General features: G+C 41.9%; 13 protein-coding genes, 2 tRNA genes and 2 rRNA genes (1 of these 17 only partly in view). 13 read left to right on the plus strand and 4 right to left on the minus strand.

Translation table 11 applies throughout. The features are described 5' to 3' along the window. Nucleotides 1-50: 50 nt before the first annotated feature. From rlmN to C3V44_RS10190, 7 genes are all read left to right on the plus strand, one after another. Complete coding sequence (rlmN, locus tag C3V44_RS10160; protein WP_106096385.1) at nucleotides 51-1,106, plus strand: 23S rRNA (adenine(2503)-C(2))-methyltransferase RlmN; 1,056 nt, start codon at nucleotides 51-53, stop codon at nucleotides 1,104-1,106. Between the two features lie 59 nt (nucleotides 1,107-1,165). Then, the gene (locus C3V44_RS10165) at nucleotides 1,166-1,540 is read left to right on the plus strand and encodes a four helix bundle protein (protein ID WP_106096386.1); all 375 of its coding nucleotides are present in this window, start codon (nucleotides 1,166-1,168) and stop codon (nucleotides 1,538-1,540) included. Nucleotides 1,541-1,597: 57 nt separating this feature from the next. After that, nucleotides 1,598-2,929 (plus strand): RIP metalloprotease RseP, encoded by a 1,332-nt coding sequence (gene rseP, locus C3V44_RS10170; RefSeq protein ID WP_106096387.1) that lies wholly within the window; start codon nucleotides 1,598-1,600, stop codon nucleotides 2,927-2,929. Nucleotides 2,930-3,004: 75 nt separating this feature from the next. Continuing rightward, nucleotides 3,005-3,490: a hypothetical protein gene (locus C3V44_RS10175; protein WP_106096388.1), complete on the plus strand. Its 486-nt coding sequence runs from the start codon at nucleotides 3,005-3,007 to the stop codon at nucleotides 3,488-3,490. A gap of 10 nt (nucleotides 3,491-3,500) precedes the next feature. Continuing rightward, nucleotides 3,501-3,734, plus strand: a complete 234-nt coding sequence (locus C3V44_RS10180) for a hypothetical protein (RefSeq protein WP_106096389.1) — start codon at nucleotides 3,501-3,503, stop codon at nucleotides 3,732-3,734. After that, nucleotides 3,724-4,077 carry a toxin gene (locus C3V44_RS10185; RefSeq protein ID WP_106096390.1) on the plus strand — a complete coding sequence of 118 codons (354 nt, stop codon included), beginning with the start codon at nucleotides 3,724-3,726 and terminating at the stop codon, nucleotides 4,075-4,077. The genes C3V44_RS10180 and C3V44_RS10185 overlap by 11 nt, the downstream gene beginning before the upstream one ends. Beyond that, on the plus strand, nucleotides 4,064-5,206 hold the full coding sequence (locus C3V44_RS10190; protein WP_174683116.1) for a DUF2062 domain-containing protein: 1,143 nt from the start codon (nucleotides 4,064-4,066) through the stop codon (nucleotides 5,204-5,206). The genes C3V44_RS10185 and C3V44_RS10190 overlap by 14 nt, the downstream gene beginning before the upstream one ends. Before the next feature lie 4 nt (nucleotides 5,207-5,210). Here the strand turns inward: C3V44_RS10190 and dusB are convergent, their stop codons facing one another. The 4 genes from dusB to C3V44_RS10210 all read right to left on the minus strand — a co-directional run bounded on the left by dusB (nucleotide 5,211) and on the right by C3V44_RS10210 (nucleotide 8,622). Beyond that, a complete protein-coding gene (dusB, locus tag C3V44_RS10195) occupies nucleotides 5,211-6,194 on the minus strand; it encodes a tRNA dihydrouridine synthase DusB (protein ID WP_106096391.1) in 984 nt (327 codons plus the stop codon). Between the two features lie 126 nt (nucleotides 6,195-6,320). Continuing rightward, a complete protein-coding gene (locus C3V44_RS10200) occupies nucleotides 6,321-7,016 on the minus strand; it encodes a transporter (RefSeq protein WP_106096392.1) in 696 nt (231 codons plus the stop codon). Continuing rightward, a complete protein-coding gene (gene hflX, locus C3V44_RS10205; RefSeq protein WP_106096393.1) occupies nucleotides 7,009-8,214 on the minus strand; it encodes a GTPase HflX in 1,206 nt (401 codons plus the stop codon). The genes C3V44_RS10200 and hflX overlap by 8 nt, the downstream gene beginning before the upstream one ends. 3 nt (nucleotides 8,215-8,217) lie before the next feature. Further along, complete coding sequence (locus C3V44_RS10210; protein ID WP_002673772.1) at nucleotides 8,218-8,622, minus strand: DoxX family protein; 405 nt, start codon at nucleotides 8,620-8,622, stop codon at nucleotides 8,218-8,220. A gap of 581 nt (nucleotides 8,623-9,203) precedes the next feature. Here C3V44_RS10210 and C3V44_RS10220 point away from each other — a divergent pair. The 6 genes from C3V44_RS10220 to C3V44_RS10245 all read left to right on the plus strand — a co-directional run. Beyond that, entirely contained in the window at nucleotides 9,204-9,926 is a 723-nt protein-coding gene (locus tag C3V44_RS10220) for a metallophosphoesterase (protein ID WP_002673771.1), read from the plus strand. Nucleotides 9,927-9,937: 11 nt separating this feature from the next. Then, nucleotides 9,938-10,684, plus strand: coding sequence for a hypothetical protein (locus tag C3V44_RS10225; protein WP_106096394.1), 747 nt, complete (start codon nucleotides 9,938-9,940; stop codon nucleotides 10,682-10,684). A gap of 310 nt (nucleotides 10,685-10,994) precedes the next feature. Next, a 16S ribosomal RNA gene (locus tag C3V44_RS10230) occupies nucleotides 10,995-12,512 on the plus strand. Between the two features lie 122 nt (nucleotides 12,513-12,634). After that, nucleotides 12,635-12,708 (plus strand) — tRNA-Ile (locus tag C3V44_RS10235). 85 nt (nucleotides 12,709-12,793) lie between these two features. Beyond that, nucleotides 12,794-12,867, plus strand: a tRNA-Ala gene (locus tag C3V44_RS10240). A 163-nt stretch (nucleotides 12,868-13,030) separates the two neighbouring features. After that, nucleotides 13,031-13,212, plus strand: a 23S ribosomal RNA gene (locus C3V44_RS10245); it runs 2,663 nt beyond the window's last position. Together the 16S and 23S rRNA genes with 2 tRNA genes alongside form the textbook arrangement of a ribosomal RNA operon.

A 13,212-nucleotide genomic window follows, 5' to 3' on the forward strand; every position in this document is an offset into this window, starting at 1 on the left:
AATTGATTTGTAAGATTTCTGAGGCAAAGCCTCATTCTTAACAAGATTATATGCAACAAAAACGCGACATACGCGCACTGACCAAAGACGAACTTCGCGCTTTCTTCGAGAGCAATGGCGATAAACCTTTTCGTGGCAACCAAGTATACGAATGGTTGTGGCAGAAAGGCGTACATACTTTCGAGGAGATGACCTCCCTACCCAAAGCTACACGCGAGATGCTCAGCGAACATTTTAACATCAACCATATCAAAGTAGATGTGATGCAGCGCAGTAACGATGGTACGATTAAAAACGCTGTGCGTTTGCACGACGGGTTATTAGTAGAGTCGGTGCTAATTCCTACCGATACTCGCACCACCGCTTGCGTATCCAGTCAGGTGGGGTGTAGTCTCAACTGTTCGTTTTGTGCCACTGCTCGCTTAAAACGTATGCGCAATCTCCTCCCCGATGAGATATTCGACCAAGTAAAGGTAATCGATGAGCAAAGTCGCGCTTTCTTTGGTCGTCCGCTCTCTAACATAGTATTTATGGGAATGGGCGAACCACTGATGAACTATAATAATGTATTGAAGGCAATCGACAAGATTACTTCGCCTGAGGGCTTAGGAATGTCGCCTAAACGCATTACGCTATCCACTTCGGGTATCCCCAAATTGATAAAAAAAATGGCTGATGATGAGGTAAAATTCAAATTAGCTGTATCTTTGCACTCGGCTATCAGTAGTGTGCGCACGGGCATTATGCCTTTCAATGAACAATTTCCACTGGAAGAACTACGCGAAGCCTTAGCGTATTGGTATCAAAAAACCAAAAATCGCATCACCTACGAATATGTGGTGTGGAAGGGTATCAACGACCAGAAAAAGGACGTAGAAGCACTGATAAAGTTTTGTAAGTTTGCCCCTTCTAAGGTAAACCTCATTGAGTATAACCCTATTGACGATGGAGCATTTCAACAAGCCGACCCTAAAGCGCTTGAACTTTACCAAACAATGCTTGAAGAGGCAGGTATCACCGTTACCGTTCGCCACTCCCGTGGTAAAGACATTGATGCCGCCTGTGGACAATTAGCAAATAAAAAGGCCTTAGGCAATAGGCCTTAGGCCTTAGGAACATTATCTTAAAAACTGTGGCTTGAGGGCTAATACCTATGGTCTGACCTATGAATGATATTAAAGACTTTAAAGATTTAATTGTTTGGCAAAAAGCAATGGATCTTGTAGTTGAAGTTTATAACTTAGTTAAGAAACTACCTAAAGAAGAACAATTTGCTTTAAGTGACCAAATGAGACGTGCTGTTATCTCTATTCCAAGTAATATTGCTGAAGGAAGAGGGAGATATTCAATTAAAGAATACACTCATTTTCTGTCTATTGCTAAAGGTTCTAATGCTGAATTGGAAACACAATTATTGCTTTGTGTAAAAATTAATTATCTAAACAATTCAGATATTGAAAGAGCTTTTGGTTTAATAAAAGAAGTAGGAAAAATGCTTACTTCTTTACAAAAAAGTTTGACAATAAGTAATACGCAATAGTTATATTATCCTACCCCCCCTGTGGCCTAAGGCCTAATGCCTATGGCCTAAAAAAGAATGGAAGTATTTTTAATAAAAGCGGCTCAGCTGATTCTGAGTCTTTCAATTTTAGTAGTCCTACACGAGTTAGGACATTTTATACCTGCTAAACTCTTTAAAACAAGAGTAGAAAAGTTTTTTCTTTTCTTCGATGTGAAGTTTGCCCTTTTTAAGAAGAAGATAGGCGAAACAGTATATGGCATCGGGTGGCTACCGTTGGGTGGCTACGTGAAGATTGCCGGTATGATTGATGAGAGTATGGACAAGGAGCAAATGGCGCAACCTCCACAGCCGTGGGAGTTCCGTTCTAAACCTGCGTGGCAACGCCTTATCATTATGGTAGGTGGTGTAACGGTAAACCTGCTCTTAGGTTTCATTATTTACGCGATGATACTCTTCACTTGGGGGCAAGACCAGCTCAAACCCGAAGGTATTAAGGAAGGTTTTGCAGTAACCCGCACAATGCGTGCTTATGGGTTCCAAAACGGCGATATTGTAACCGCTATCAATGGCAAACCCTTAGAAAGCGTAGCCGATGTAAGTAAATATATCTTGTTGCGCAATACCAGTGAGCTTACCGTAAAAGGACAAGACGGAACTGTGCGTACTCTATCTCTCCCCGATTCTATTGGGAAGATGCTCTATTTACGAGGAGAAACAACTCCTTTTAGTGTAAAAGTAAAACCCATTATCGATACGGTAATAGTGGGAATGCCTGCTCAGAAAGTAGGTTTACAAAAGGGCGATAAGCTGTTAAGCATCAATGGAGAACCTATTTACTATTTCTCCGATGTAACACCTGCCCTTGCAATGGCTCCTGAGAACACTCCTCTCACTTTTGCTATTGAGCGCAACGGAAAGCCAATGACCCTCAGCGTCCTCCCCGACAGTAATAAAAAAATAGGTATCAGCGGTATGCAAACCGAAGGGGAGGTACAATTTACCCATAAGACTTACAGTTTAGGAGAAGCCCTCAGTCACGGAATTGCATATGGTTACAATGTGCTACACGACTATGTAGCTCAGTTTAAATTTATCTTTACTAAGAAGGGAGCGAGTGAAGTAGGAGGCTTTGGTTCTATAGGAAAGCTCTTTCCATCGTCTTGGAATTGGCTCGCTTTTTGGCATATCACTGCTTTCCTATCTATTGCCTTAGCCTTTATGAATATTTTACCTATCCCAGCCTTAGACGGGGGACACGTGGTATTCCTCCTCTACGAAATGGTAACGGGTAGAAAACCGAGTGAAAAAGTATTAGAACACGCTCAAATGGTAGGATTTGTTATTTTAATAGCCCTTTTACTATATGCCAATGGTAGCGACCTGTATAGAGCGATATTTAACAAGTAATTAGGTAAGACTTTGCCAAAGTTTTCTGCCCGTGTGGCTCGCACCTTTGGCAAAGTTGAAAAACTTATAGGCTAAATGAAACACATCTACTTCATCATATTATTCTTGAGTTTTGGAGCACTGCAAGCGCAGAGCCTTGAGAAAGTACGCGTTGCCTATACTACGGCTTCCGATAGCAAAGAAAACGCTGTAGCTTTTGCAGAGCTGATAGCTAATACTCCTACTACTGATGTGGTGCTAAGTGCTTATAAAGGCGCGAGTAAGATGATATTAGCAAAATTTGGAGGTAACCGTATTGCTCTGCTCAAAGAGGGCAAACCGCTCTTAGAAAACGCCCTCAAACAGCAACCTCAAAACGCTGAACTTCACCTGATACGCCTCAGTGTGCAAGAACACTTGCCCAAAGTAGTACCCTATCGCAACGACATCACTGACGATAAGGATTTTATACTCGCACACTACGCTCAGCAAACCCGTGAACTACAAAAGTATATAGCTGGTTTTGTAAAGAAGTCGAAAGTGTTTAACGATGAAGAGAAAAAGAAGTTAAATTTGCAATAAACTCATAAATATGGAACTTACTATAAATATCAATGCACAACCATCTAAAGTAGATGCTTTTCTAAATTTTATAAAATCTCTTGATTTTATAGAAGTTACTGATATTAAAGGGAGTGAAGAAACTTTAAATCCTCAACAGAAAAAGTTTAAGAAAAAACTCTTTAATGCTTTGAATGAGCTAAAAGAAGCAAGAGAAGGCAAAGTAAAATTAGGTAATTTAGACGATTTACTCAATGAAATATAAATTTGGATATATACCTTCTTTTGCAAAGGAATTAAAGACTTTATGTAAAAAATACAAAAGTTTAAAAAAGGATTTTGAGGCATTAAAAGAAGAAATTGAAACAAATCCTAATATAGGAGTATCATTAGGAGAAGGATTGAGAAAAATACGACTAAACATAAGCAGTAAAAACAAAGGGAAAAGTGGTGGAGCAAGAGTAATTACTCACGAAATATTAGTAGAAATAGACCATCAAGAAACTATGTCGGTGGCATTCATTTCTATTTACGACAAATCAGAATATGATACAGTTGATTTGGATATTGTTAAAAAATTAGTTGAAGAATATCGTGGAGAAGAATAAAATTTGCGTTTTAATTCCTACTTATAACAATGCTAAAACCCTCGCTCGTGTGATTGATGGGGTGCTGCGCTATACCTCTCACATTATCATAGTGAATGATGGTGCAACAGATGCTACTCCCGATATACTCGCGCGTTACCCCCAGCTCACTATTATTCATCTTCCTAAGAACAAAGGCAAAGGCAATGCCTTGCGCATAGGCTTTGACAAAGCTCGCAATTTAGGCTACGACTATGCCCTTACCATCGACTCCGACGGACAACATTACCCTGAAGATATACCTGTATTTATAGCTACTATCGAAGGGGAAAGCGAACCTACTCTATTGGTAGGTAATAGGAATATGACCCAAGACGGGGTGCCTAAGAAAAGTAGTTTCGGACATAAATTTTCTAACTTCTGGTTTCACCTCGAAACGGGCGTCGATCTCCCTGATACGCAATCAGGATATAGGTTATATCCTTTGCAGTACATTCCTAAGAAATATTACACCGAAAAGTTTGAGTTTGAGATAGAGATATTAGTGCGCAGTAGTTGGAATGGGGTACAACTGAAGAATGTACCTATACAAGTGTTGTACGACCCTGAAGAACGAGTTTCGCATTTTCGTCCGTTTAGGGATTTTATGCGTATCAGTGTGCTGAACAGCGTGTTAGTACTCATTGCGCTTTTCTATATCAAACCGCGTAATTTCTTTAGAGATGCTAAGAAGAAGAGTCTCAAACGTTTTATTAAAGAAGATATATTAGAGAGCGACAGTAGCGATAGTGTGAAGGCAGGTTCGGTAGCATTAGGTGTATTCTTTGGCATTGCGCCTTTTTGGGGATTTCAAACCATACTTACTATTACTTTGGCGGTATTCTTCAATTTGAACAAAACTTTGGCTTTTATTTGCTCGAATGTGAGTATTCCCCCAATGATACCGGTGCTTATTTTCACTTCTCTTAAAATAGGTACTTTTTTTGTGGGGGGCACGATTCTTCCGCAAGGCGACCTCACCGCAATGGAATACATCAAAAACAATTTATTGCAATACTTAGTAGGGAGTTTTACTTTGGCAATTACTGCTTCATTTGTTTTAGGAATGCTCACCTATGGTTTACTAAAAATAAAAAGTAAAAAAGCTTAGATTATTAGACTTCCCTTTTTAATTCTCTCACTACTTCGAGTTCTCTTATTATTTCTTCTGAGGAATCTAACGTTACTAATCGCTGGCGATGTTCTTTAAAATTAGGAATTCCCTTGAAATAATTAGCATAATGCCTGCGCATTTCCAACACTCCTTGTCGTTCGCCTTTCCATTCTACCGACCATAACAGATGGTTTTTAGCAGCTTCTACACGATCGGATATAGTAGGGGAGGGGAGAAGCTTTCCCGTTGCAAAATAATGCTTTATTTCATTAAATATCCACGGATAACCAATGGCTGCACGACCTATCATTATACCGTCAACACCGTAAGTATTGCGGTATTCTGAGGCTTTTTCAGGACTATCGATATCGCCGTTACCAAAAATAGGAATATGAATACGAGGATTGTTCTTCACTTTGGCAATGTAGCTCCAATCGGAGTGACCTTTGTACATCTGGCTACGGGTACGGGCGTGAATGGTAAGTGCGCTGATACCTACATCTTGCAGACGTTCAGCTACTTCTTCTATATTGATACTTTGCTCGTCCCAGCCTAAACGCGTTTTTACGGTTACAGGTAAATGGGTACTGTTTACGACTGCTTTGGTAAGGCGCACCATCAAATCGATATCTTTCAATACCCCCGCTCCTGCACCTTTGCTTACAACCTTCTTTACAGGACAACCAAAGTTGATGTCTACTAAATCGGGGTTTACAGTGGCAACGATTTTAGCTGAGAGCGCCATTGCTTCTTCATCACCTCCAAAAATTTGTATGCCTACGGGGCGTTCGTAATCGAAAATATCTAACTTTTGACGGCTTTTAATGGCGTCGCGTATGAGTCCTTCGGAGGAGATAAACTCACTGTAAAGCATATCAGCTCCGTGCATTTTACAGAGGCGACGAAAGGGAGGATCGCTTACATCTTCCATAGGTGCAAGCAATAAAGGGAAATCTCCTAAATCTATGTTTCCTATTTTAAGCAATTTTTTTAATGATTAATTGTTAATGATTAATGGTTAGTGATCAATAATGAAGAAACATCTTCTTGCCCTCTCTGCGGGGGAATTAGAGATGCAAAAGCGATACTTTGGGCGAAACTTTGCATATTGTTAAATGAATAAATATCCTATTCCCACCCCTACAAAATATTGAGGTTCTGGTTGCCAAAGGGTACGCCCTCCGCTGAGGTCTATTTGAAAATTAGGTTTTAGGAGATAGGCAATTCCTGCATTGATATTGTGCTCAGGAGCACGCATTCCATTATAGGAAGCGTAATACTCAACAAAGCTCCATAGCTTGTTGTTGGGAGCATAATTGACCTGAGCAGTAACATCTAAATTCTTAAATTGTTCAGAGCTACGAGCACCATAAGCTAATGAAAGCTGGTCGGTAAGAGAGCTTTCGAAAGCTAAACAAGCGTCGAAAGTATAAGTCTTAGCGTCTGTTTTGCTGTATTGTCCATAACCGATGAGTCCCACTGAGGGGATATAGCGCTGTTCCGATTCGTATAAACGCTGTTTTATGCTGAAAGTAGTACTGCTAAAATCGGGGGTACGGAGGTCGAAATCGGCTTCTAAGCGGAGTTCGGTGTTTGTGATGAGTCCGTAGCGTAACATTAGGTTATCACTGCTTTCTTCTTTGCTGAAAACTAAACCATTTTCTATTTGAAACTGACCTTTGGGCAGGGTGTATACCCCTTCACTTTGGTCGGGGCGATCGGTGTTGAGGTTTTCATCGTTTTGAGCAACTGCCAAAGAGGTGCAACATAAGGCTATCGTAGCCAATAGTAAATTGAGTTTATTCATCTATCTTTTCGTATAAAAAATTATTAAAAGGAAAGCGAGTGATGTGTATCTCCTTTACCTTTTCGTACACCACCTCACGGAATTCTTCGAGATTATTTTTATTGAGTGCCGAAATGAAGAGTACATCGCGCCCCATTCGTTGCATCCAAGTTTGTTTCCATTCATCAAGAGTGAAGTGTTTTTTAGTGCGCTCGGTAGCCAAATCGTCTTCGGCTATTTCTTCATTGGTATACGCATCAATCTTGTTGAATACCATAATGGTGGGCTTATCGGCGCTGTGAATTTCGGCTAATATTTGGTTTACTGATTGGATATGCTCCTCGAAGTTGGGGTGCGAAATATCGACTATGTGCAAGAGCAAATCGGCTTCACGTACCTCGTCGAGGGTACTTTTAAACGACTCGATGAGCTGGGTAGGTAGTTTGCGAATGAACCCTACGGTATCGCTGAGCAAGAACGGTAGGTTCTCAATCACAACCTTGCGCACGGTGGTATCGAGGGTGGCAAAGAGCTTGTTTTCGGCAAAAACTTCGCTTTTGCTTATTACGTTCATTAGAGTTGATTTGCCTACATTGGTATAGCCGATGAGCGCCACACGCACTAATGCTCCGCGATTACTGCGTTGAGTTGCCATTTGCTTATCGATAGCGGTGAGTTTCTTTTTGAGCAGGGCAATACGGTCGCGCACGATACGGCGGTCGGTTTCGATTTCGGTTTCACCAGGACCACGCATACCGATACCGCCTCGCTGACGTTCGAGGTGCGTCCATAATCCCGTAAGGCGCGGTAAGAGGTATTCGTATTGTGCCAATTCGACTTGTGTGCGCGAATAGCTGGTTTGTGCACGCTGAGCAAAGATGTCGAGAATGAGCCCTGTGCGGTCTAATATCTTTGCTTTGAGAATACGCTCGATATTCTTCTGTTGAGCAGGGGTGAGTTCATCGTCGAAGATGACAGTACCTACCTCATTTTCTTCAACAAATTGCTGTACTTCCTCCATCTTACCGGTGCCGATGAAGGTCTTAGGGTTAGGCACATCAAGCTTTTGGGTGAAGCGTTTGAGCACTTCACCCCCAGCTGTGTAAGTAAGAAATTCGAGTTCGTCTAAATATTCCTTAGATTTTTCTTCGGTTTGTATTTGATTGATAATCCCTACAAGTACTACTTTCTCGTAGGTAAGATTGATTTGTTCTAACATTCGTTAATCCCATTTGTGGCGAGTGGAAATAGCGTGTTTGCCACTTCCGGTAAAGAACAAAGCTAAAGCACCGAAAAGGAATAGTCCAGGGAGTTCAGGAGCCCAACCACCGTGAGCCGTAACTGCGGTAATTTGACCTCCATACGCCAAAAAGAGCGTACTAATTCCGCCGAGTACCATTATAAGAGCGGCTAAACGGGTTCGGAAGCCTAATACAATCATTATAGGAGCGATGATTTCGCTAAGATATACCCCATAGGCAATGAAGGTGGGAAGACCTTTGGCTACTAAGGTACTTTGAACATATCCAAAGGCATCGGCGTGTAATAATTTGTTGATGCCGTGAGGAAGCATAAGCAAGCCTATGGTGAGGCGGAGGACGAGGAGTCCAAAATCTTTGTTTTTCATTTTATAAAAGGGTTTTTAAGTTTACGGGGGCAAAGATAGAGAATAATTAGCAAATTAGCAAGTCGTAGCACGACAGGCAGAGAAAATTAGCAAATTAGAAAATGAGAGAATTAGAAAATAGAGGAAGATTGAGAGGTTCGGAAGGAAACGGAAGATTTCAGAAGAGAGTTGAGAGGAATTTTGGTGAGAAAAGGCTGTGAGGAGGGTGGGGTTAGCTTATAGAGAGCTTATAGGAAGCTTATACGAATCTTGGACGATTGGTATAGAAAGGGTATGTAAGTAGTTGATTAATAGCATAATATAACAAGGCAAAAAATGTTGAAAACGGGGTTTCGAGGCGAAAGAAAGAGAATCCTCACCCCGTTCACATACTCTCCTATTCGGAGACTTCTCCCAAGGAGAGGGGGTGTAGTGACGAGTAGAAAGCGACGAAAAAAGGGGAATGTGGCGACGAATGACGGAGGTAATGTGAGGTTATAGCGCGACGGGCAGGTGGAAAATTAGAGATTGTCTGATAATTGAAAAAAAATTACTACTTTTGCCGAACTTTTCACAGACGAATAATAGCAAAATTAAACACTATGCGAACTCTTGTTATAGGCGATATACACGGTGCTTTACGCGCTTTGGTGCAGGTGCTTGAAAGGGCTGATATACAAGCTGATGACTACCTTATTTTCCTTGGTGATTACGCTGATGGCTGGAGTGAGACTCCCGAGGTGATGGATTTTCTCATCGGATACCAAAAGAAACAGCGTTGTTTGTTCCTCAGAGGGAATCACGATGCGCTTTGCCGTGAGTTTCTTTTAGGGAAAGAGATGGATACTCTTTGGCGTTTGCACGGAGGAAAAGCTACTGAAAAGGCTTATCGGAATGTTTCGGCAGAGCGCAAAAAGGCTCATATTGATTTTATAAACTCGCTTGAAAATTACTACTTGGATAGCAAAAATAGGCTTTTTCTTCACGCGGGATTTACTAATTTGCGGGGGATTGCTCACGAGCATTTCGAACAGATGTACTATTGGGATAGAACGCTTTGGGAACTTGCTTGTAGCGTTAGTCTTCCTAAAACGGATAAGTACTATCCTAACCGTTTGAAACTCTATAATGAAATTTATATAGGACATACACCTACCACGCGCTTGGGTACTGATAAACCTCTTATTTTCAACGGGGTGGCAAATGTAGATACAGGGGCGGGCTTCAAAGGACGCCTTACGGTTATGGATATTGAGACGAAGGAATATTGGCAGAGTGAGCCTGTTTATAAACTGTATCCAGAAGAACAAGGACGCAATCAATAAAATATTAAAAAATGAAGAAGTTTATATACCTACTGTTATTACTGCCGATGTGTGGTGTAGCACAAGAACAATTGCAAAATGAAAGTGCTATTTTTAAAGCTATTGAGGCGAAATTTAAGCTAGACAGACGTCAGGTGTATTGGGCACTTTATACGGAGCGAGGGCTAAAAGAAGATACGATACATAAGCTCGTGGTTTTTCCTTTAAAGAAAAGAAGTAAGGACAAGATGCTTTATGATGCTTATGTTGTTTTGTACAATCTTCAGAAACAGATGATAGATAACTACTACATAGGTGAAGGTGAATGGGAAGACAGTGATAGAGGGCGCTTACAGGGTTTGGAAGTGGCTTCTCAGACGCCACTGTTGGGGAAGAAAGCGATTGCTTATCAGGTGAGGGTGTTTTTCTCGAATGCTGATAGAAATAAGCCTAAGGGCTCGGAGGTGCTCACCTATTTTATTAGTAAAGGGAAGAAGTTGCAAAAAGTTTTAAGCACTGATATATTTTCTTATACGGCTGATATTTCGGGGGGAGGAACTGCAAAAACTCCTTGTGAGGGAGAAAAAAAAGAGGTGAGTAGCAAATTGCATATTTCAGAGCATAAGGTGCGAGGTTTCTATACCATAGAGGAGGCACGTGTTACTAAGCATATAAAAATAGAGCGTGATGCGGAAGGATTTTGCGCTGAAAGGGTGGTTGATAGTAAAGAAGAAGTAATACAGATGCAATACAAAAAAGGAAAATATCAACCACAATAATTGCTATAACGATGAAAAAAACGGTGAGTTTTATAGGGCAAATAAAGAAATATTGAAAATTTATAAAGTTAGTAATCAACCACTTATCAAATTATTAAAAAAATCTTCAAAAAAAAGTGTATAAAAATTTTGGAGGTTAGGAAAAAGGTTATACCTTTGCACCCGCAAAAGAGGAGAGTAGTGCCTCTGGAGTGGAAAGAAACAACACGTACCTTGACATAATGTTGTACAGCACAAAGAAGATTTAAAGGATTGAGTGAAACCTGAAGTCAATAACTTGAAGATCGGTTAGAAGATATAAAAGAATTTAACGATGAAGAGTTTGATCCTGGCTCAGGATGAACGCTAGCGGCAGGCCTAACACATGCAAGTCGAGGGGGAGGTTACTTTCGGGTAACTGAGACCGGCGTACGGGTGCGTAACGCGTATACAATCTGCCTTTCACTGGGGGATAGCCCGAAGAAATTTGGATTAATACCCCATAGTATAGTAATACGGCATCGTGATACTATTAAAGCTTAGGTGGTGAAAGATGAGTATGCGTTCTATTAGTTAGTTGGAGAGGTAACGGCTCCCCAAGGCGATGATAGATAGGGGTTCTGAGAGGGATGTCCCCCACACTGGTACTGAGATACGGACCAGACTCCTACGGGAGGCAGCAGTGAGGAATATTGGACAATGGTCGGAAGACTGATCCAGCCATGCCGCGTGCAGGATGAAGGTCTTATGGATTGTAAACTGCTTTTGTAAGGGAAGAATAAGGGCTACGTGTAGTTTGATGACGGTACCTTACGAATAAGCATCGGCTAACTCCGTGCCAGCAGCCGCGGTAATACGGAGGATGCGAGCGTTATCCGGAATCATTGGGTTTAAAGGGTCTGTAGGCGGGCTGGTAAGTCAGAGGTGAAAGCGCTCAGCTCAACTGAGCAACTGCCTTTGAAACTGTTGGTCTTGAATGGTTGTGAAGTAGTTGGAATGTGTAGTGTAGCGGTGAAATGCTTAGATATTACACAGAACACCGATAGCGAAGGCATATTACTAACAATTGATTGACGCTGATGGACGAAAGCGTGGGGAGCGAACAGGATTAGATACCCTGGTAGTCCACGCTGTAAACGATGGATACTAGCTGTTTGGACGCGAGTTTGAGTGGCTAAGCGAAAGTGATAAGTATCCCACCTGGGGAGTACGTTCGCAAGAATGAAACTCAAAGGAATTGACGGGGGCCCGCACAAGCGGTGGAGCATGTGGTTTAATTCGATGATACGCGAGGAACCTTACCAAGGTTTAAATGGGGACTGACAGGGGTAGAGATACCCTTTTCTTCGGACAGTTTTCAAGGTGCTGCATGGTTGTCGTCAGCTCGTGCCGTGAGGTGTCAGGTTAAGTCCTATAACGAGCGCAACCCCTGCCATTAGTTGCTAACGAGTAAGGTCGAGCCCTCTAATGGGACTGCCGGTGCAAACCGAGAGGAAGGTGGGGATGACGTCAAATCATCACGGCCCTTACATCTTGGGCTACACACGTGCTACAATGGCCGTTACAGAGAGCAGCCACTGCGTGAGCAGGCGCGAATCTATAAAGACGGTCACAGTTCGGATCGGAGTCTGCAACTCGACTCCGTGAAGCTGGAATCGCTAGTAATCGGATATCAGCCATGATCCGGTGAATACGTTCCCGGGCCTTGTACACACCGCCCGTCAAGCCATGGAAGCTGGGAGTACCTGAAGACGGTTACCGCAAGGAGCTGTTTAGGGTAAAACTAGTGACTGGGGCTAAGTCGTAACAAGGTAGCCGTACCGGAAGGTGCGGCTGGAACACCTCCTTTCTAGAGAAAACCGAAAATTGACGCATAAGGAATCAACAGATTCTTTAAATCTTGCTGACAACAAAAAAATAAGGTACAGAGTAATTGACAAAGAGAAGAAAACCTCTTACCTAAAAGAACAAAGTCTCATAGCTCAGCTGGTTAGAGCGCTACACTGATAATGTAGAGGTCGGCAGTTCGAGTCTGCCTGGGACTACAAGCTAAAGAAGGAAATTCTAGGAGCTGAAGAGAGGCGAATATCGTGAAACGTAATTCGTAATTCGTAACTCGTCATTAAGCACGGGGAATTAGCTCAGCTGGCTAGAGCACCTGCCTTGCACGCAGGGGGTCAAGGGTTCGAATCCCTTATTCTCCACAACAAACGTACATTGACATATTGGGATAAAGAGCATAAGAGATCAATAATAGATTATTGATAATCTAACGAAAAATATTAAAAAGAATCAAAGAGAACGAGAGGTACCTAGATAATTGTCAATTATCAATTGTTAATTGTCAATTGACTAGGACTACAAGCGCGAAAAGTTATGTAAGGGCGTATGGGGGATGCCTAGGCTCTCAGAGGCGAAGAAGGACGTGATAAGCTGCGAAAAGTTGCGTGTATTGGCACATACGATATGATACGCAAATATCCGAATGGGGCAACCCAGTACATTGAAGATGTACTACACCGTAAAGGTGAGCAAACCCGCTGAACTGA

Origin of the sequence: Capnocytophaga sp. oral taxon 864, from assembly GCF_002998835.1 — a bacterium.
In the GTDB taxonomy this organism is placed as follows: Bacteria; Bacteroidota; Bacteroidia; order Flavobacteriales; family Flavobacteriaceae; genus Capnocytophaga; species Capnocytophaga ochracea.